Source organism: Pseudomonadota bacterium (assembly GCA_018242545.1).
In the GTDB taxonomy this organism is placed as follows: Bacteria; Pseudomonadota; Alphaproteobacteria; order 16-39-46; family 16-39-46; genus 16-39-46.
The window spans coordinates 1-19,769 of the sequence record JAFEBT010000003.1 but is presented as its reverse complement, the minus strand read 5'-3'; the positions used below and the strand labels follow the sequence as shown (position 1 = coordinate 19,769).

The window sequence follows — 19,769 nt, the reverse complement described above, 5'->3', positions numbered from 1 at the left end:
TAACATAAGATGAATGAGGAGAAGTTCTATGAGATTCAAGACCTTAACAATGACCACTTTAAGCATATTTCTTTTAGGGCTCAATTTTTCTTTTGCGTCTGATCAAGATTCTTTAAATGAAGAAAAAAAAGACAAAAAAGGCTTGGAAATGTTTCTTAACGATTCGCGTGTTTATCGGGAAGAAACCACCTTTGGAGGATTACCTTTCAGTATTGAAACGGGAGGGTTTGCAAGACAAGCCGATGGATCAGCTGTTGTAAGATTAGGAGGTACAACTGTTTTGGCGACTGTTGATATTGGTAAACCCCAAATAGCAGCGCCCGATTTTGATCCCCTGATGGTGTCTTATCGCACACCAGGATTTGAAGCTTTTCAAAAGCAAGAAGAAATACCTGGTAAACCTCAAGTGTTTGAGGAGGTTGAAGAAAATGTAGCAGATCAACTAAAACGCACCATTTCTCTTCTTTTATCTGAAGGATGGGCGCGTCCCATGACTGTGACATGTGACGTTTTGGAAGGCCATGAAAATCGTGACGTTGCAGCATTTTTAGCGGCTTCTGCAGCTTTAAAACTTTCCGGCGTTCCAATAAGAGAGCCCTTTGGTGCAGCGCGCGTTGCATTGGTAGATGGGAACTATGTCATTAATCCAAAGATAGAAGAAAGAAAGAAAGCTTATCTCGACATGCTCTTGACGGGAACAGTGCGTGATTTGGTAACAATCGAGGGCCGTGCAAATGAACTTCCTGAAACATCCGTTTTAGAGGCCCTTGCCCAAGGACAGAAAGAGTTTAAGAATTTGATTGCAGCCATGGATCGTCTTGCAAACAAGGCGGGAATGAATCCTGCGACAAAAAAGTATGGGACTGAAGTTCAAGCATTTGAAGACATAAAAAAGAAAGTATCCTCTCAAGTTTTGGAGGAACTTAAAGCTGTGCCTCAAGAGCAGGATTGGAGAAACCGTAAGGTTCTTCTTGAGGGTGCTTTTGAGAATTTAGAACAAGATCCTGCTTTCAAAGGCGTTCCTGAGTTTTGGCTCAATAAGGCGTTTTTTGCAGTTTATGCTGCAATTGTTCGAGAAGAAATTTCCCACGGAAAGCGCCAAGACAAACGTAAATTAAAAGAAAGTCGAGAATTAAGAGGAGAGGCTGGGCTTTTTTCAGGGGATGCTGATGGAAGTGCATTCGTGAGCTCAGGGGAAAACCAAGCTTTAGCAAAGGTAAAGTTTGAAAAAAGAGAAGCAGGTAAACCTATAGTCGATGAGAGATGGCTTGTGAAGATACCCTTTGATTCTCTGACAAATATAGAACAAAGACGACGGCCGGGCTTGTACACCATTGATGGAATCTCTAACCTTTTTATGGAAAAGGCTTTTCGTCCTGTCCTTCCTTTGAAAGAAGAATTTCTTTATCAGGTCCAAGTTGATTCTGAAATAATGGGAATCGATGGCGCTGCAGATTCCGTTGCACTTACAGGCATTTCTGTTGCTTTAAGAGATGCAGGTGTCCCTCTTAAAAATCTTGTTACTGGAACAACTGTTGGTGTTTTGAAAAAAGGCGAAAAATTTGTTGTTCTTTCAGATATGGCAGAGGATGAGAAGCGTGCTTGCGACATGAATTTCACAATAGCTGGCACACAAAACGGAATAACAGCTCTTAAAGCGGATATTAAAATACCGAAAGTTCGTGCTGAAATTTTTAAGAAAGCTATTGAGCAAGCCCGTGAAGACCGGCGTCATAAGCTTGAAGAAATGGCCGAAATTAAAATCTTGGAACATCCAAAACCAGAAAGACATGTGTCTTTCAAGTCTGAAGGAGACCGTCCTGTTCCTAAATCCTCTTTTGATAAAGAGAAGGTCGAAAAGCATTCGGAATCTAAAGTATAAAGAAAGGTTTTGAAGATTGTTTTTCGGAAAAGAAGAAAGGCTTTTTAAGATTAAAAGACAAAAAAATAATGTCTAAATAAGGTGTTTAAGATAAACTTTAAAAAAGGAAAAATAAAATGAAACTGAAAACATTTACAATTTTCTCTTTCGGAATAGCAATTTTAGCGGGAGACTCTTCTAATGCTGCAAAGGTAGATATGGAAAGAAGAGACTTTAGAAATCAAACAATGCAGGCTTCCGATATAGAGGCCACGGGAAAAGTACTCCCCGAATGGTTAGAGTTTAAGAAAAAAGAGTATTTTAGGTATGATAAGTCAAAAGGTGAGATATCAGGGACAGATTTAAAGACCTTGAGGAGTGTAATCGCTTTACTCCCTGAGGAAGAAAAAAAGAAGACAAAGATTCGGTTTGAAATTCCAGAAGGATATTCTCCTGCTCCAGAAGTCAAAGGAAAATTAGAAGCATTTAAAGATATTTCTGAATTGGGCGCTTATACAGTACCGGCTGAGAAGTTTAACTCTTTATGGTCTGACACCCTCTACAAATTGCCAACAAGAACTTTTCTAAGATTTAACTGTCCAAAAGACATTTTTTGGGGATATGTAGCGGGAGGAAAGAAATTAAAAGATGGAAATTTTGATCAATATTATGAAGGGGCTGGATATTTTGGTTTCGTTACAGGAGATACTGAGTCTCTGTTTGATAAGAAAACTGGAAAACCCATCATAGAATATTCTCATAAAGAGCGTGTTGTGAGGATTAAGGATCCCATACTTTCAAAAGAAGTTCTTGCGAACCTGGATCCAAATGCACGTGTTAAAATAAAATTTGAAGCATTGGATGATCTGCTTTTTAATGAGCGCAATAAGAGGTTGGGCTTTGTTTACAAAGAAGAAAATGGAGCAGGTTTTTATGTAAAAGATGTGCCTGCAGCAGAGGGTCTTCAATCACTCAATGCTCTAAGATTTACGGATGGGAGTTCTATTGACGTTATGATCAGTGAGCAGATAGATAAACAAATTGCAAATTTTTTAAATGCAAATGCAAATATAGCTATGTAAGATTGAAAGGATCAAACGAATTCTTTTTAAATCTTGAATAAAAAAACAAAAAACTAATGTCCTTAAAAACGGGGAGAAATCTTATGAAAATCAATACGCTTACGACAGTTTCTTTAATTACAGGCGTTTTAATAGGGACTTCCTTTTCTCCCATACAGGCGCTGCAGAGGGAATCAGAAAAAGAGGAACTAGCGCATTTTTTCGAACATATAATGTTTAAGGGAAGTGTTAAAGATCAGTTTAATGGAAAGTCCAATCTTCCCTCTGATGAGAAAATAAAGGAAAGGTCCTCTGTAGAATTGGATTTTAATGCAGGGGAGATCAGAAGCAGAGATGCATCTAAAATAAGAAATTATTTAGAAGTGATTGCGCGAGTAGAAGTTAAGGACTCAAAAAAAGATTCAAGGAGAGCCTCTCAACTGCTGGATGAAAGTGTTGCAACTGCTCCTCGCTTAGAAAAGAACCATATTGTCCTAGGAACAGGCAGTGTTGTGACAGGTAAAGAAGAATGGGAAAAGAGCGTTAGGATTCGTCTTCCATATAATATGTCTGTACTTGAAGTTGGAAGAAGTTTGGTAAATTTGGGGGCTGTTTATGATGGAACAGATTATATAATCTCGCCTGAGCAGTTTCTAAAACATTATTCTAATTTAATCAACCTTCCTGGGATAGAGGAGGCTGATTTTAAAATAACTGGCATGGAAAAGGAGGACTTTTTAAAGATTGTCCCTTCAAAAATTTCGGAAGATTTGAAGAAACAGGACTTTGTTATACTTTGGGATGTGGGTGGAGGTTATTTTGCACGTGGCGGATGGGGAGAAGCTTTTTATACAAAGCTGGGAGACAAACTCTATGGGTATGACTCTCTCTTAGGAAAATTTACTTTCAGAGGACCGTTGGCAAGAGATATTAGTGCCGCTCTCCCTCCTGCAGCAAGAGTGGATATAAAAGTTAAAAAAACAAGTGCGTCCGTTGTTCCTTCTATATTTGAAGCCCATGGTATCCCATTGGGTCTTGATTCTCAAGGATATTGGAGTTCTAAAGATGTTAAAGTTGCAGATATTCCATTTGAGGAGTGGATGGATGATATAGAAATAACACTTTCTAAGGAGGTGATGGATTTTCAAAAAAAGCGTCTTTTAAAGGAAAAACTGCTGAATAGGTTGCTGAAAGGAGAGGATTCAAAATAATCCAATTCATAAAAACCCATCCTGGGAAATAAGGAAATGTTTTGGATAAGTTCTTTTTAAAATGATGTCTTCATAAAACATGAAAATAAAAAAGAAAACAATGAAATTATAACTTAAAACAAGGAGAAGGAAATGAAATATCTTAAGATGACGACTGCTGTGTTTATGCTCATGGGGGGCGTTTCTTTTTGTTTTGCAAGTCTTGAGGCTGGAAAAGAAGAAGATAAACAGAAGGATGTTGAAGTTAGAGAAAAAAGTATCAACCCTTTCAAAAAGCCTTTTTTTGATTTTAAGAAACTCAAAGAAAATCCTTATTTATACTGGGACAAAACAGAGAAAAGATTAGAAGGAACGGATCCTGATGGGTTTTCAAAACTCTTTTTTTCTTTATCATCTGAACAAAGGAAAAACCTTACTGTAGAAATACGCTTGGATAACAATGCCTCTTCTGAAGATCGAAAATTTTTAAGGAAATATGGCCTACGTAAAAAGGGAGAAACCGTTCAGCTTCAAGGAAAAGAGGTTGACGCATTTATAAAACAGTGGAAGGGCCATCCTGAATTAGGAATATATATGCTGGCTCCCCAGATAGCGCCTGCGACGCAATGGTTTAGAGGACATGAAGACTTTGATTTTTTTCTTAGGAAGGGAGATGTTGTTTTTGCACGCGGACGGGGAAAGGAAACTGTGTTCAATGCTGCAACTGGTGACAGACTTATTCATGATTTGGGCACTGGAGAAGTTACTGTAACGGGGAAAGGATTAACGCGGAAAATGATAGATATTTTGCCAGAAGATCAGGTGGTTTCTGTAAATGCCCTCAAAGAGTTTCAGTCTACATTAGATGAAAAAAGAATTTCTTATACGATAGATGGAGAATCTTTGAAAATGGAAAATGTACCTGTAGGGGATCTTGCTTTTGGGTTCATGACTTCAGGAGGAATAGAATACATGAAGTTTCCAGATACAGCTTTACAACCGGGAAATTGAGGCAAATTTGTAGAAGATATAGGTGTTTATACGTATGAGAGGGACATTCCAGGTATACAAAATGTATCTAAATAATAAAAATTGGTAAAAAAAGCAAGGAGAACAAAACATGAAATATAATAAAATCACAGCTTTTTCTTTAGGTATTTTCGTGATCGGAGGCGTTCTTTCTTCTGCTGCAGTGCAGGGGAGTCAAACAGAAATGTATGGAAACGGAGCCGTAACTTCTTTTGCATCACCAGGTTTTATGGGAGTTGGAAGTTTCTTTTTTGATATAAAGCAACCTTATCTTGCTTATGACAGAAACACTCAATGGGTTGAAGGGAATGATATGAAAGGTCTTATGACAGCTCTTGGAAAGATGTCTCCTTCCGAAAAAGACAAAATAAGAGTTGAGGTTTATCTTCCTATAGAAACTACTCCTGAATTTCGAGCACGCTTTGAAGCCCAGGGAGAAACTTTTGAAAAAGATCATTATGTCATACCAGCGCTTGGTTTTGGGGCGATACTTCAGGATCCTGATGTTTCTGAAAAAGCAATCAAGAGAGTTGGATTTAGATGCCCAGAAGTTCTTTTTACACCAAATTTTATAGGAGAGGGTTCCTTCATAAAACCATATGACCAGATTATGGTGCATGATAGTTATTGGTCTGGAAGAAATGCAGACATAGAGGATCTTTATGATTCAACTGGAAAGAAAATTGCATCCTATAGACCTGAAGACAATCGTATCTTTGTTTATGGAAGGGCTCTTTCCAAAGAAATACTTAAGAGGATTTCTCCTGACGCCGAGATTTCTTGGGGACAAGAGGGTTCGAAAGATACTCGAGAAATGATTGGAAGAGATAAAAAAGAAGGGTTTACAGGTTTCGGAAAGTCAAAAATGAAAGCAGAGGAGGTCCTTAGAGGGTTAGAGAAAAAAGCGAAGGATGATTTTACCATTTCTTTTGAAGCAAGTGCAATTCCTTCTCTGAAAGTGAAAGAGGCCCTGAAAGCCTATAAAGAAATACAACGAGAAAAGTAAAATTTTCAAAACGTCTGTTGTGAGACAAGAGGTATTTTGAACGCAAAAGAAAATATTTACGCTCAACAGGCCTCTGAAAACATGCAGAAAAAATAAAAGATGCGTTTAAAACAAGGAGGAAAGAGATGAGGCGAAACAAAATCACAATAATTTCTTTAAGTATGATCGTTTTAGGAAATACCTTTTCCTTGTTCCCAGTGGATGCAATGAAAAAAGAAGCCGAGCATCGAAAAGCTGCTTTGCTTAAAACTGAAGTAATGCCGTTTTTTGGCCTTGATGAAAGAAAGACAAAAGCAACATCATTTGTCAAAATTAATCTTGAAGAAAATAAGATTGAAGGAACGGACGCTCCTAAAATTTTAGAAGCTCTAAAATCATTAACTCCAGCCGAAAAAGAGAAGGTTAACGTTGAATTTCGTTTCGCAAAAGAAGTTTCTCCTGGTGTAAAAGCGCGCTTGCTGCCATATGCAGATACATTAGACGGGGTTTATTTCAAAGTAAAAGAAGGAAAATTAAAAGATCTTCTTGAAGATAGGGAGGGTGTTGCAGGTTTTACTGTCTGTCGGGATTATAGCTTAGCATGGGCTGATTTAGAATTTATAGAAAGTGGTTGGAGAAAAGCTCCATGGAAAAGAATGAAAGAAGAAGGTTATAAAAAGGCAATTTTGACTGGAGATTATGCTTATACATGGGGGCAAGGTAAAGAAGCGGGTTACAACTTAGGGGAGGGAAGAAAATTATGGGAACGCCATATACCAGAAGGAATAGTCAATATATATGATCCTATGCTTTCCTATAAAATAGTTGATGACATCGCAAAGGCCCATCCTAATACAGGCATTGCTCTTACTGTTCGAAATACAGAAGACGTGAGAGAGAAATTAAAGCTTTTTGATGCAGAAGTTTTAAAAGATAATGGAGAGGTTCTGGATGTAAGCATGCCTGCGCAAGGAGCGGTTAATTGGATTGATAGAATGTCGAGGGAAGATTATAACATGCATCCTTATTTCATAACGGTTTCTGATAGGGTTATTTCGAAAAGAAAGAGTCGGCTTTATTTGGATGAACTCTTCGATGAGCTTGACGATGAGGGAGCAGGAGAGTAAAAATGAGATTTACTAAAATTATATTCATCTCTTTCGGTATTCTTTGTTTATTCAACGCTTCATTAAAAGGGGGGAAATTCAATGCTGAACTTTTTGGAACGGAACATGATGCACTATATCGATATGAGATGGATACCGAAGATAAATTTAAGCTAACTGCTCTTGAAAAGTTAAAAAAAATGGCGAATGGACCTTGGATGCAACTTAGAAAAGACAGAGATCATTATGAGGTTCAATCCTCTGATATTGAAACATTTAAAAAGGTTTATCGGAAACTTTCTTTAGAAGATAAAAGAAGGGCTATAGCTTATATTAGGGCGGATGATACCTCTTCTTTTCAAACGAAAGCAGCACTTAAAAATTATGGGAAACAGGTGGAAAATCATATCTTTGTCCTACCTCGAGGTTCCATAGATGCCTTTTTAAATGATAAACGATCTTCCTTGGTGAGAGGAGACATATATCTTCAAGGAAAAGGAATAAATGAAGGTTTCTCTCAACTTCTTTTCGATCAAATGGGTATGGCGAAGCATGCAGACTATGACCGGGCCTTAGGTGTCAATCCCCAAATTCTTTGGTTGGATGAGCCCACCTCCGGGCTTTATGCGGCTTTGAGTCGTCCTGTTGCGCTTCGGCCTAGTGATATACAGACGCATTTAAAATATACCGATCAAATAGCTTCTCCCGAATGGGCTCTGATAGGTAAAGATTATGATCTCTTATATGCGCGCAGATTTATACTTGCTTCTGGAGATCTAGGAGGATTTTGTTATGACCGTGAACGAGGAAGAGCCGTGTGGCAATGGAATCCTCAAGCTAACAATTTAACAATTTTTGACCAAAGGTTAGCCAAAGAACTGATGCAAACAGGCTCTGTTGATGCAAGAATTGATGTTAGATTTAAAAGAGGCCTAAGTCCTGATGTTCTAGAGAAGCTGAAAGAAATGGATGCTTCTATTAAGGAGTATAACGGAATTGTCCATGCGGAAAATATACGCGCAGGAGATGTTATACCTTTAATGACAGATGCAACATTTCTAAAAGAAATAGGAGAATTTCATTTCAAAGAAAAAGACTCATTAGAGAATTTTTGGCCAGCCTTTAATAAATTTATAGAAGTAGAAAAATCTTGGAAGGATGATTATGGCAATATAAGATCTAATGAAGCGTTTCCTGCTCTGGTTCCTGTAGGAGAAGAAGATGGAAGAGTCCTGATTCTGTCTTTAGAAGGGGATGACGAGTTCTCCTAAAAAGGAGATTGCTGGATAAAGGCGAATAGAACGCCTTTCTTAAAATTAAAACAAAAACACAAAGAGAAAGATTTATTAGAAGAATTAAAACGCGTTAAAAAGTCAAAAATAAATCCAAAACAAAAATAAAATCTAAAAAATCTTAAAAAAATAAATGAACAAGGAGGAAGCTTATGAAGTTCACTAAAAGTATAACACTTTCATTTGGAATAGTTGTTTTGACAGGTATTTTTTCTGTGGATGCTCTTAATGCAATGAAACCTGAAAAAAAAGATATGCGCCTGGCTGTAACAGATTCTCGCTTTGTTCCTCAAGATCTTTCACACTATAAAGAAGTATATCGTTTTTCTACCCCTCGAGCTGGATATGTTTTAATTGAAGACTTAAAGAGCGCTGATAGGGGGATCTATGATCAAAAAAATCATGTTTTCGAAGGAGATCTTGCGTTAAGTGTCAAAAAATTAATTCCTCAAAGAGATATTTTTGAGAGAGGTCGTTTAACAGGAAGCATTGAATTTCAAACACCCGTTCCAGAAGAGCAGAGAATAGAAATGCAAAAGAAGTTTTCTGAATTCTTCGTTCGTCAGCTCCTTGATTTAGAGGAGGGTTATGACTCTAAAATTGCACTTGAAGATCCTAAAAGAATCGGAAGAACGGAGATATTTCAGGGGCCAGAAGTTATAAAAGGAAGCATAAAAGACGCGGCGCCAAGTTGGTCACCAGATGGAAAGAGAATATTTTTGGGAGCACAATGGTGGCCCATCGCTATATCGTATTTTTCAAAAAATAAAGCGCTTGCTAAAGGAGCAATTATTCGGGTTAAGGGGATCACGCAAGAGGATATGACAAAGGCTTTTTTGAAAGGTTTTGAGGCAAAATTTCAGGGGAGGACATATGCAGCCGCGCCTGATGGGTTTTCTCATCTTGAATCAGATCCATTTGGCAGAGCCTTTACGCATTACCAAACAGACACTATGATTCTAGATTACTATAAGAATGGAGATATTGAATGGTCGGATCCTATCGGCAGATATACTTATGTAGATTCTGATCGAAGAACGTTAAGAACAAATCATTATCATCTAATTATGCCAATTTTATTTTCTTTAGTCGAGAGAAATTCTCCCACAAGAATTAAGATGGATTGGCCAGAAATGTATCCTAAGGTTCTGGATTTTGCACTTAAAGAAGAACTTTCCTATTACCGAACTGAGAATGGTGGCTTTGGCCTGAAAGGTCTGAATGGTGAACAGGCTTTAAGAATCATGAATTTACCGGAAGGTCCCCTCAGTGCGGCACTAACCGTTGAAACTCTTCATCCGCACGATTTCCAAACATTGAGAGACATAATGTGGTTTGGATCCCAAGGGGAAGATATCCTAAATACATCATTAGAGGGTGGCGAACTCGTATATGATACCCTCAAATTAAGACCTTAAAAAAATTGGTTAATGAAAAAGGTAAGGCAGGATAAAACATTCATTCAAAAGTCTCAAAATATAAAAGAAATAAAACAATAACAAGGGCTTAAACAACAGGGAGAAATATAATGAAACATATAAATAAAAAGGTCTCAGGTATTGGGATGATGATGTTTACAATCGGTTGCTTTTCAGGTCTAGAAGCCGGGAAAGAAGAAGGCATAGAGAATCAGATTTCACATGCGGGTAAGTGATTTTTGAAAGTATTAAAACCAAACTTGAAAGAAATGAACAAACAACAGGCGAGAAGATCAATGATAAGAATCAATAAAGTAACAATAACTTTTCTTGGAGTTTTTATGGTATTCAGCTCTTTTTTAGTTGCTTCAGGAGAAAATCCAAAAAGAAAGAAAGAAAATAGAACTGATTCTCACTTTGGGCATGACCTTGAAGTTGGAAAGATAAGAAGCCGCCATAAATTTTTTGAAAACCTAAAACAAAGCCAAAAGAAATGGACAGAATTATTTCGAAGTGAGAAAGGAATTCAATTTAAGAGTTCGGATCTTAAGGCTTTTAGAAATGTGTATGAAGCGAGCTATGATGAGATAAGAAGTGACGTCTACTATGATATTCAATTGGATAAAAGTTCTACGCCTCAAGCCATGAAACTTATTTCTGAGTTTGGAGGAAGAAATGGAAGTAATGAGTATAATTTATCTGCTTTTTCAGTTGAGAAATTTTTAAAAGATAAACGTTCGGAAGGTGTTAAGGGCCAGTTTTCTTTTTTTGGAAAAAAAGGAGGAAAAGATTTTGACACCTTAAATAAATTTTTCCCTCAAGATAAAAAAGTTGACTACAGATTTTTGGCTGGGGCGCTCAGCTTTAATGTCGGGAAAATGGGGGAAGAAGTATATGATATTAGATCAGGGGCTCATCTTTGGGGCATTGATTATGGATCTGGTGCGACGCATATTTATGATCCGGTTTTATTGAAGAATGTACTTACAATACTGCCGATTAATGCCTCCATTGGACTTAGGATAAAAACAGCGGTTCTTAACTTTGAGTTTGAGCAAAAATTAGCAGAATTTGGTGCTTCTTCTATCAGGTATAATAATGGGATAATTGAGATAGGAAATCTTTCCGCAGGCCTAGCAAGTGAAATATTGAAAGATCCGAACTTTAGGGAAGAGAGTGAGATTTTTATTCCTAGAGAAAGCATTTCAGAAAGTGAATGGAACGCTTTTGTTGAAAGGTATATAAATGATAGTGTGTCGTAGCAGTATTTAAAGAATGTCCGAGTTCAAACACATATGAGACAAAAGAGGGATGAGCGGAGCGCGCATTAAATAGCACCGTAGCGACGATCATCCCTCTTTTCTATGATCAAAAAGGCCTCTAAGATAGGAATGTCTTAAAACCCTAACTTTGGAGGCCTTTTATGCAGATCAAAGGATTGCATATTCTGAGCTTTCTATTCCCTTTATTGTTCTTACTCCTAAAAAACTTCAATATAACAGGGGTGTTGAACGCGCTAATAGAGTTTTTTGAGAAGAATTTTTAATCGATCAGATCTTCTTGAGGATTCTGTCAGAGGCATGGAATCCGCTCTGCGCAAAGCTTTATCAAAATATAACTCTTACAGACCTCATCGTAACTTGAAAGATCTCCCCCCTTTGCAGTATATTCAACTTTCTTCTCTTTGAGCTCGTTGAGATTTTTGTCTCATTTGTTATGAACTCTTACATACTTGTTTTTGCATTGAAAAGAGAAGAAAAGCTCTATAGGGTAAAAAGAGATTATAAATTTTATCGGAGATTGGAAATGTTTAAACGTGTTTTTTAATTATATTTTTTGGATGTTTGGTCTTTTCCCTGAATGCTGTTCAAGGTGTTAAAACAAGAGATGATATATTAGGGGTAACTTATGAAACAACAAGAGATGGACCTTCTTTAAAACGAGTCTATACGAAAGAAAATGATGCAGCTTGGGATCCTAATAAGAAATTTCCAGTTGGATGCCGTTTTTCTATTACTTTGACGCCAATGCGTGAGGTGAGAGACGGATTTTTAGATCTTTTCTTTTCTGCAACAAGTCAGCAATTCTTGCAGCATTTTCTTTCTAAGGTTTCCCCGGAAGTTTCACATACATATTGGGCTATTGAGGAAGGGGGACCTCGGGCACCTGCTGGGCTTGGGCCTGTGCCAAGAGAACGACTTGAGGAGGAAGCAAGAGGAAGATTTAATTTTGTATCTCCAAATGATGAAGGCTCTTTTATAGGAAAAGTGGTTAAAATAGAAGGCGCTGTTCCTGAAGATCCTCATCATCTTTTAACGATACAATATACGCCTCTTTCTGCTTTTTTATTTGAAGCTCCGATGGATATTGATAAATTTTAAAAAGAGGAATATTAAAAAAGAAAGCACGAAAGAAAATCGTGCTTTTTTTTAAGAGTCTTATTCGATGTGTGATAAAATTAAGGGCTTTCCTGTTCTTTTTGTTTAAAGATGAAAAAATATTTCTTAAGAAGAGAAATTAACGGCATTTTAGCGACATAAATGGGTATTTTTTTAAAATTTTCTCGTATTTTTTCTCTTTAAAATTGATTTTACTAGGAAAATTCAAGATGTTTCTTATACTAAAAAGATATTTATATTTTATGATGCTAAGAGAGAAAGGATAGAATGTCCAAAGAAGATTTGATGGAATTTCAAGGAGTGGTAATTGAGCTTTTGCCAAATGCTATGTTTCGTGTGCAACTGGATAATGAACACATTGTTCTTGCCCATACGTCGGGTAAAATGCGTAAAAATAGAATTCGTGTTCTTGTTGGGGATCGTGTGATGGTTGAGATGACTCCCTATGATTTGACCAAAGGACGCATTTCTTTCCGTGAGAAATAAGCAATGAAGCTTATTTTAGCGTCAAGCTCCCCAAGGCGCCGTGACCTTTTAAAATCAATAGGTATTGATAACTTTGAAGTTATTCCGGCGGGCCTTGATGAAATCCCTTTAAAAAAAGAACTTCCAAAGAATCTTTCCGAAAGACTTGCATTCGAAAAAGCTTGGAAAATTTTTAGAGATCAAAAAGGGCTTCCAGGATTTGTTCTCGGGGCAGATACAGTCGTTGCTTGTGGACGCCGCATTGTTGCAGCTCCCTCTTCAGAAGAAGAGGCCCGCCAATGCCTTGATTTGCTTTCTGGAAAAAGTCATCGTGTTTACACAGCGCTTTGTTTGATTTCTCCTGAGGAAAAGGTTTGGCGACGCGTTGTTGAAACACGCGTATGCTTTAAGCGGCTTGAGGCTCTTGAAAAAGAAATGTATATAAAGAGTCATGAAGGATTTGGAAAAGCAGGAGGATATGCAATCCAAGGCATTGCAGGAAGTTTTGTAAAGCGGATAAATGGGTCTTATACAGCTATTTTAGGTCTTCCCCTTTACGAGACACGAAATCTTTTAAGGGGTGCAGGTGTTATTTCTTTGGAAGATAATCGGTAGAGGTCTTTTTTAGGATAGATAATGTCTCTTTTTCCTTCAACGTTTGAAAACATTCAAAAAGCCGCTCTGCTTTTAAAAGAAGCTGAACTCGTTGCTTTTCCTACAGAGACGGTTTATGGCCTCGGAGCGGATGCCTTTCAGGACAAAGCCTGTCAGAAAATTTATACACTTAAAGGCCGTCCTACCTTTAACCCTCTTATCGTCCATTGTTTTGACAAAGAGCAGGCAGAAGGTCTCGCTTTTTTTGGGAAAGAAGCTCAAAAATTAGCGGACCAATTTTGGCCAGGGCCTTTGACGCTCGTTTTAAAAAAAAAGAAAACCTCTCCTTTATCAGAAATTGTAACCGCTGGACTTGAAACTGTAGCCCTTCGCGTTCCTCTTCACGCCACAGCGCGCGCACTTTTAAAGGCTTTTGGCCGCCCTATTGCAGCGCCGAGTGCGAACCGATCTGGTTTTTTATCACCAACGCGAGCCCATCATGTTTTAGAAGATTTTCAATCAAAACTTAGCATGGTTCTAGATAGTTCACCAATTGAGGTAGGATTAGAGTCGACTATCCTCGATCTTTCGGAAGAGACGCCAATTCTTTTAAGAGAAGGGGGGCTTGAGAAAGAGAAAATTGAAGCGTGTTTGGGACAGAAGATTTCTAAGCTTCAAAAAGTTTCTAAAATTACCGCTCCTGGACAGCTCTTAAGACATTATGCGCCGCGACTTCCTTTGAGACTTAATGTGGAAAATGTTAATCCAAATGAAGGACTTCTTGCTTTTGGAAAGCCCCTTTTAGGATATAAAGTCTCTTTTAATTTGAGTGAGACAGAAAGTTTAGAAGAAGCAGCGCAGAACCTTTTTGCCTTTTTACATCTCTTAGATCGCCAGAAGGATATTACAGGAATTGCCGTGCAATCTATTCCTGAACAGGGATTGGGACAAGCGATCAATGACAGATTAAGGCGTGCGGCAGAAGGATCAAAGCATTGAAAAATTTTTTATTGTTAAGATGTCTCTTAGAAGAGAGACAAGAAATGTCATCCTCATATGACTTTTTTCGAACATGTGCAAAAAAAATCTTATTTCATTGAAAGATCATAGACTTTGAACTATCTTACAGATGGACTTTTGAGGATATATGCAATTTAAATGCAAATTCTGGTTTGGTTGGAGAGGAAAATTTTAAAAGAGATGGCTTTGAGAAATATTTTTAATTTTCTAAAGACAAATCAATTCTCTCTTCTTAAGTCTTTTTGTTTTAAATAACGCTTAAAAAGGAAATGATGTGAGCCTTTCTTTTCAAGATCTTATTTTCAAATTAAAAGCTTTTTGGGGGCGGCAAGGGTGCGCTATTTTAGAGCCCTATGACCTTGAAATGGGGGCTGGGACATTTCATTGGGCAACCACGCTTAAAACGCTCGGAAAAGAACCTTGGAACGCTGCTTTTGTTCAGCCCTCTCGAAGGCCTTCCGATGGACGGTATGGGGAAAACCCCAATCGGCTTCAGGCTTTTCATCAATTTCAAGTGATCTTAAAGCCTTCTCCTCTAAATTCTCAAGAACTTTATCTTGAAAGTTTAAAAGAAATTGGTTTTTCTCTCACTGAAAACGATATTCGGTTTGTTGAAGATGATTGGGAAAGTCCCACCTTAGGAGCTTCCGGATTGGGGTGGGAAGTTTGGTGCAACGGCCAAGAAATTAGTCAATTTACATATTTTCAATATATGGGAAGTCTCCCTTGTGATCCTGTTTCGGTGGAGCTTACCTATGGGCTTGAGCGTATTGCGCTCATTTTACAAGGCAAAAATTCTGTTTATGAGTTAAATTGGAATGGCGGAAGAGGGGATCAAGAAATAACTTATGGGGATATTTTTTTGAGACGCGAAAAAGAGTTTTCTGCTTTTAACTTTGAATTTGCGAATACAAACTTTTTACTCAAAGGTTTTGAAGATGCTGAATGTGAAACACGCGCTCTTCTTGAGAAGGGCCTCGTTACACCAGCTTATGATTATTGTGTTAAGGCAAGCCATATATTTAATCTCTTAGATGCACGTGGCAAAATAAGTGTTGTGGAACGTGCGGCCTATATTGCACGGGTTCGCGATCTTGCACGGGCTTGTTGTGAAGCTTGGGTTGCGTCTCAAGAGCCTTTAAAATGAGATTCCTATGAAAACATTTTTTTTTGAAATTTTATCTGAAGAAATTCCAGCGCGCATGCAAGAGGATGCCTGTGAAAATTTAAAAAATCTTTTAGGGAATGCCTTAAAAGAAGAAAGGCTTTCTTTTAAAGATATTACCACATATGTATCCCCACGCCGATTGGTGGCTGTTGTAACGGGTTTGCCAGAATCCCAAGATAATTTTGAAAAAGAGATTCGTGGGCCACGCATGGATGCTCCCAGACAAGCGGTTGAAGGATTTTTAAAATCTCAAGGAATTAAGACACTTGAGGAATGCCACCTCCAAGAAAGTCCCAAAGGGTCTTTTTGGATTTATCGCTCTTTTGAAAAAGGAAAAAAGGTGCAAGATCTTTTAGGCCCAATCATAGAACGCCTTATTAAGAATTTTCCTTGGCCAAAATCCATGCGTTGGGGAGCGCAAGATCTTTCTTGGGTCCGTCCAATAAGAGGTCTGCTCGCGCTTTTTGAGGATCAAATTATTCCAATAACCATAGGAGAAGGTGCTTGGCGTGTGACATCCTCGAATACAACACGGGGGCATTTATTCCTAAGTCCCAATTCTTTTGAAGTTCATTCTTTTGAAGAGTATTCAAAGAAGCTTGAAGAACATTTTGTCCTTCTTGACCAAAAAAAGCGCAAAGAAAAAATCTGGAAAGATGTTCTCAAAATTACGCAAGATCGGAATTTTCAAGTCGTGGCAGATGAAGATTTGCTTGAAGAAATTACAGGTCTTGTCGAATGGCCTATTCCTTTATTAGGAGAAATTGAAAAAGACTTTATGAAATTACCACGGGAAGTACTCACAACGTCTATGAAGGTTCATCAGCGTTATTTTTCTCTTAAAAAACCTGAAGAACAAGCCTTAGAACCTTTCTTTGTGGTCGTTACGAATGGGTTTTCTCCAGAATCTGCAAAAACGATCATTCAAAAAGGCAACGAAAGTGTCTTAAGAGCACGTTTATCGGATGCTTTGTTTTTTTGGGAACAAGATCAAAAAACCTCTTTAGATCATATGCTGGTACAATTAAAAACGCGCGTGTTTCAAAATAAGCTTGGGTCACTCTATGATAAGTCGGAAAGGTTAAAAGTTTTATGTGGTGGCTCTTTTGGCGCTTATATTTTAGAAAAGAGAAGCTTAAAAGAGAATGATATTTTAAAACATTGTGCGCGTGCTGGTGAACTCGCAAAAGCTGATCTTGTCAGTACAATGGTGGAAGAATTTCCTGAATTACAAGGGATTATGGGATCTTATTATGCTGCTTTCCAAGGTGAAGCAAAAGAAGTCTGTGCGGCAATTAGAGAACAATATGAGCTCGGAATGACTTTTGAGAATGCTCAGGAAAGAATAACGTCTATTATTCTTGCTTTAGCAGACAGAATCGATACGTTGGTTGGTTTTTTTGGACTTGGTCTGTTCCCAACGGGATCCAAAGATCCTTTTGCTTTAAGGCGCGCAGCTCTTGGTGTGATTCGTCTGTTGCGTCATAATCATCTTGAAGTTTCTCTCAAGAAACTTATGACGTTTGTTTTAGAAGCTTATCAAAATCAAGGAAAAATAGATTTTGATACGCCCAAAACATGTCAAAAACTTTTAGAATTCTTCGAAGAAAGGTTGAAGGTAAGCTTAAAAGAGCAAGGTATTTCTCAAGATCGTGTTGCTGCGTGTTTGACAGCCTCTTGGTCAGATAATATTCCGCGGACATGTTTTCTGTCAGAGGCCCTTGACTCCTTTCTTAAGTCAGAGGAAGGAGAAACCTTCTTAACAGTTTATCGCCGTGCAAGCCACATCTTAAAAGAGAGCTCTTTTGATCTCTCAGAAAGTCCTCAAAGAGAAATGTTTCAAGAGGCTTCTGAATTAGAACTTTGGAACCATTTACAAAATGCTCAAGACGCGTTTGAGAAAGGTGATTTTCATAAAAAAGATGCTCACTTTAAACAAGCTTTTTTAATTCTCTCAAATCTTGCACCAACGCTTCATTCTTTTTTTGAAGAAGTTCAAGTGAATTCTCCCGATGCAATTCTTCGTGAAAATAGACATCGTCTTTTAAAATCCGTTGTGAATTTATTTGAGAAGCTCGCGGATTTTTCAAAAATTGAAAAAGAAGGTAACAAATAAGTTAGCCCTCTTTAGGAGAGGTCAACAACAGGCCATTTATGGGTTTCGGACTTGTCGAGAGCTTCGACATTCGCGGCATCAATAAAAGCAACAATCGCCCATCTTGAAAAGGGTTGTCCAATTTGTGTCTCATTGCATTGAATAACGTCGTGCCATGCTGGAGAAAGCTCATTGGTATTAATAGTTTTCTTAAAATTACTTGAGATCATAAAAAGAGCATGATCTTCTTGATGGTTTATGATTTTTAGATCATCGGGGCCTTTGCCAATTCTTAATCCTGGGCAGCTTTCAGCAATTGCTAAGGTGAAGGAACCTGCATCAAAATGAGGTTTTGCAAGATATTTCCCACATTCTTTCCAATCGTATTTTAAAAAACGTAATAAGATGTGGACATGATCGGTGTCAAATACCTTTTGAGTTGTTCCTGGAAAGCGCTGGTCTATTAATCCCATAAGCTCTTTCACAACGGAATGGGTTGCAGTCCAAATAAGATTTGCTTTTGTCAAAAAGTCCTGAATGACAGAATTTTCATTTAAAAAAGAACCATATTTTTCAAAGATAAGGGGATGGAAGTGAAAAAAATCTTTTGTGTCATTATAGATATCAGCTGCCGAATCACGATGTTTAAAGCCAATGTCACCACGTCGATGGAGAGGTGCAATTTTTAAGTCAATATGCGTTTTAAGATTTTCAGGAAGTTCTAAGAATTTTAAAAAAGAGGAGGCTGCTTCTTCAAGCTGATATCGAGAAATGGGAAATTTAATCGGAAGATAAGGTGATTTTTTAAGTTCTCTAAAGAGTATTTCTTCTGTGAGCATCATTATCTCGCCTTTCTTTTCTTTCCCTCCTTCTACAAAAAAGGGATAGGGAAGTAAAGAGAGTTGGGCTTTTAATTATAATTTTTTGTCGTCTTCTTAGAATAATCTTCTGACTCTACAAAAGGTCGACCAATTCACGCATCGAGTTGGATGCGACTAAATCGATTAAAAGAGGGGCTTTAAGTAAATAAAAAAATAATAGAAATTTGACCAAATATCCAGCCTCATCCGTTATTTGTATTATGGAGCAGGCAAAAAATATAATTTTTTCTAGTATTTTTGAGAGATATCATTTTGGTTATATACATGCACCCTAAAGAGTCCTTTCTGGAAATATTTCTTTCCACTTTCCTATATAAATAGGTAAATTATATTACCACTTATGCATACAAAAAAGGAATTTTTGGAATGATAGAAATCTTAAAGACGCTTTTTTTAGATCTACATTTTACACGCGTGTTAAATTTATATGAAATATATAAAGAAGGGACTTGTTAGGTGGTTTTTTTTTAAGATACCCTAAATTTGTAGTAAGTTTTTTTGAGAAAATACATTTATTCAATTTCCATCAAAAAACTGAAATTTATGCCGGCATTTAGAATTAAGTTTTTTACGAATAAATAAGAATTTTTTCAAGAAAATATAAAATAGTATTAAGCTAAGATATCTTTTCACCTTCTTATAAGTATGCCAAAGGTCCATCTTTGTTTTATTTTTAAAGGAGTCAAAAGACTAATTTTTTAAGTTCATCATATGAATAAACTTATAATTTAATTATTTTTTGAAAGGAGCATATTATGGCAACATTAGTGGGAACCCAAACAAAATTTTCGGATGCTTTAAAATCTCTTTTAGAATTAGATTATGATGCAATTGAAGCTTATAAAGCTGCAATAGAAAGACTCGAAAATCAGACTTATAAAGACAAATTAACTGAATTCCAAGAGGATCATGAAAGGCATGTTGAAGAGCTTTCTGCGTTGTTATACTATTTCCATAAATTAAAATAACAAGTATGATGTTCTGCAAATGGAAGCAATAAGCTGCCGCGTTAAAGCATTTAAAGTTTCGATTAAAGTTTGCTCGAGCTCTTCTAATGTGCTGAATATCTTATTTTTAATCGTACGATTTTTGAGGAATTGCCAAAGCTTTTCCACCGGATTCAGCTCTGGACAATAAGGAGGCAAGATCATGATTTCTATGTTAGCTGGAACAACAAGGTGCGTCCCCTTATGCCAAGCAGCACC

At 37.3% G+C, this 19,769-nt stretch carries 18 protein-coding genes; 16 read left to right on the top strand and 2 right to left on the bottom strand.

Annotated features, from left to right (window positions below; genetic code table 11):
- The first annotated feature begins 28 nt into the window (after positions 1 to 28).
- The 15 genes from JSS34_00975 (at position 29) to JSS34_00905 (ending at position 17,704) form a co-directional block, all read left to right on the top strand.
- Entirely contained in the window at positions 29 to 1,882 is a 1,854-nt protein-coding gene (locus tag JSS34_00975; GenBank protein ID MBS0184921.1) for a hypothetical protein, read from the top strand.
- 116 nt (positions 1,883 to 1,998) lie between these two features.
- Positions 1,999 to 2,943, top strand: a complete 945-nt coding sequence (locus JSS34_00970; GenBank protein MBS0184920.1) for a hypothetical protein — start codon at positions 1,999 to 2,001, stop codon at positions 2,941 to 2,943.
- Positions 2,944 to 3,026: 83 nt separating this feature from the next.
- On the top strand, positions 3,027 to 4,133 hold the full coding sequence (locus JSS34_00965; protein ID MBS0184919.1) for a hypothetical protein: 1,107 nt from the start codon (positions 3,027 to 3,029) through the stop codon (positions 4,131 to 4,133).
- Between the two features lie 132 nt (positions 4,134 to 4,265).
- The gene (locus JSS34_00960) at positions 4,266 to 5,123 is read left to right on the top strand and encodes a hypothetical protein (protein ID MBS0184918.1); all 858 of its coding nucleotides are present in this window, start codon (positions 4,266 to 4,268) and stop codon (positions 5,121 to 5,123) included.
- A gap of 109 nt (positions 5,124 to 5,232) precedes the next feature.
- Positions 5,233 to 6,147 (top strand): hypothetical protein, encoded by a 915-nt coding sequence (locus tag JSS34_00955; protein MBS0184917.1) that lies wholly within the window; start codon positions 5,233 to 5,235, stop codon positions 6,145 to 6,147.
- A 125-nt stretch (positions 6,148 to 6,272) separates the two neighbouring features.
- Positions 6,273 to 7,253, top strand: a complete 981-nt coding sequence (locus JSS34_00950; protein MBS0184916.1) for a hypothetical protein — start codon at positions 6,273 to 6,275, stop codon at positions 7,251 to 7,253.
- Between the two features lie 2 nt (positions 7,254 to 7,255).
- Complete coding sequence (locus JSS34_00945; protein MBS0184915.1) at positions 7,256 to 8,503, top strand: hypothetical protein; 1,248 nt, start codon at positions 7,256 to 7,258, stop codon at positions 8,501 to 8,503.
- 173 nt (positions 8,504 to 8,676) lie between these two features.
- Entirely contained in the window at positions 8,677 to 9,942 is a 1,266-nt protein-coding gene (locus tag JSS34_00940; GenBank protein MBS0184914.1) for a PD40 domain-containing protein, read from the top strand.
- A 341-nt stretch (positions 9,943 to 10,283) separates the two neighbouring features.
- On the top strand, positions 10,284 to 11,204 hold the full coding sequence (locus JSS34_00935) for a hypothetical protein (GenBank protein ID MBS0184913.1): 921 nt from the start codon (positions 10,284 to 10,286) through the stop codon (positions 11,202 to 11,204).
- A 582-nt stretch (positions 11,205 to 11,786) separates the two neighbouring features.
- Positions 11,787 to 12,323, top strand: a complete 537-nt coding sequence (locus JSS34_00930; protein MBS0184912.1) for a hypothetical protein — start codon at positions 11,787 to 11,789, stop codon at positions 12,321 to 12,323.
- 285 nt (positions 12,324 to 12,608) lie between these two features.
- A complete protein-coding gene (infA, locus tag JSS34_00925; protein ID MBS0184911.1) occupies positions 12,609 to 12,827 on the top strand; it encodes a translation initiation factor IF-1 in 219 nt (72 codons plus the stop codon).
- Positions 12,828 to 12,830: 3 nt separating this feature from the next.
- Positions 12,831 to 13,421, top strand: a complete 591-nt coding sequence (gene maf, locus JSS34_00920; protein ID MBS0184910.1) for a septum formation protein Maf — start codon at positions 12,831 to 12,833, stop codon at positions 13,419 to 13,421.
- Between the two features lie 21 nt (positions 13,422 to 13,442).
- Positions 13,443 to 14,399 (top strand): threonylcarbamoyl-AMP synthase, encoded by a 957-nt coding sequence (locus tag JSS34_00915; GenBank protein ID MBS0184909.1) that lies wholly within the window; start codon positions 13,443 to 13,445, stop codon positions 14,397 to 14,399.
- Positions 14,400 to 14,694: 295 nt separating this feature from the next.
- A complete protein-coding gene (locus JSS34_00910) occupies positions 14,695 to 15,567 on the top strand; it encodes a glycine--tRNA ligase subunit alpha (GenBank protein MBS0184908.1) in 873 nt (290 codons plus the stop codon).
- A gap of 7 nt (positions 15,568 to 15,574) precedes the next feature.
- Positions 15,575 to 17,704: a glycine--tRNA ligase subunit beta gene (locus JSS34_00905; protein ID MBS0184907.1), complete on the top strand. Its 2,130-nt coding sequence runs from the start codon at positions 15,575 to 15,577 to the stop codon at positions 17,702 to 17,704.
- A gap of 11 nt (positions 17,705 to 17,715) precedes the next feature.
- Here JSS34_00905 and JSS34_00900 read toward each other — a convergent pair whose 3' ends face one another.
- On the bottom strand, positions 17,716 to 18,525 hold the full coding sequence (locus tag JSS34_00900; protein MBS0184906.1) for a hypothetical protein: 810 nt from the start codon (positions 18,523 to 18,525) through the stop codon (positions 17,716 to 17,718).
- A 794-nt stretch (positions 18,526 to 19,319) separates the two neighbouring features.
- Here JSS34_00900 and JSS34_00895 point away from each other — a divergent pair.
- Positions 19,320 to 19,532 (top strand): DUF2383 domain-containing protein, encoded by a 213-nt coding sequence (locus JSS34_00895; GenBank protein MBS0184905.1) that lies wholly within the window; start codon positions 19,320 to 19,322, stop codon positions 19,530 to 19,532.
- Here JSS34_00895 and JSS34_00890 read toward each other — a convergent pair.
- On the bottom strand, positions 19,524 to 19,769 hold a 246-nt coding region (locus JSS34_00890), incomplete at its 5' end, for a transposase (GenBank protein MBS0184904.1). The two genes, JSS34_00895 and JSS34_00890, sit on opposite strands and share 9 nt — an antisense overlap.

Excerpts from the sequence above, each read along its gene's own strand:
- JSS34_00975 (MBS0184921.1), top strand. The coding sequence starts at position 29 with ATGAGATTCAAGACCTTAACAATGACCACTTTAAGCATATTTCTTTTA.
- JSS34_00970 (MBS0184920.1), top strand. The coding sequence starts at position 1,999 with ATGAAACTGAAAACATTTACAATTTTCTCTTTCGGAATAGCAATTTTA.
- JSS34_00965 (MBS0184919.1), top strand. The coding sequence starts at position 3,027 with ATGAAAATCAATACGCTTACGACAGTTTCTTTAATTACAGGCGTTTTA.
- JSS34_00960 (MBS0184918.1), top strand. The coding sequence starts at position 4,266 with ATGAAATATCTTAAGATGACGACTGCTGTGTTTATGCTCATGGGGGGC.
- JSS34_00955 (MBS0184917.1), top strand. The coding sequence starts at position 5,233 with ATGAAATATAATAAAATCACAGCTTTTTCTTTAGGTATTTTCGTGATC.
- JSS34_00950 (MBS0184916.1), top strand. The coding sequence starts at position 6,273 with ATGAGGCGAAACAAAATCACAATAATTTCTTTAAGTATGATCGTTTTA.
- JSS34_00945 (MBS0184915.1), top strand. The coding sequence starts at position 7,256 with ATGAGATTTACTAAAATTATATTCATCTCTTTCGGTATTCTTTGTTTA.
- JSS34_00940 (MBS0184914.1), top strand. The coding sequence starts at position 8,677 with ATGAAGTTCACTAAAAGTATAACACTTTCATTTGGAATAGTTGTTTTG.
- JSS34_00935 (MBS0184913.1), top strand. The coding sequence starts at position 10,284 with ATGGTATTCAGCTCTTTTTTAGTTGCTTCAGGAGAAAATCCAAAAAGA.
- infA (MBS0184911.1), top strand. The coding sequence starts at position 12,609 with ATGTCCAAAGAAGATTTGATGGAATTTCAAGGAGTGGTAATTGAGCTT.
- maf (MBS0184910.1), top strand. The coding sequence starts at position 12,831 with ATGAAGCTTATTTTAGCGTCAAGCTCCCCAAGGCGCCGTGACCTTTTA.
- JSS34_00915 (MBS0184909.1), top strand. The coding sequence starts at position 13,443 with ATGTCTCTTTTTCCTTCAACGTTTGAAAACATTCAAAAAGCCGCTCTG.
- JSS34_00905 (MBS0184907.1), top strand. The coding sequence starts at position 15,575 with ATGAAAACATTTTTTTTTGAAATTTTATCTGAAGAAATTCCAGCGCGC.
- JSS34_00900 (MBS0184906.1), bottom strand. The coding sequence starts at position 18,525 with ATGATGCTCACAGAAGAAATACTCTTTAGAGAACTTAAAAAATCACCT.
- JSS34_00895 (MBS0184905.1), top strand. The coding sequence starts at position 19,320 with ATGGCAACATTAGTGGGAACCCAAACAAAATTTTCGGATGCTTTAAAA.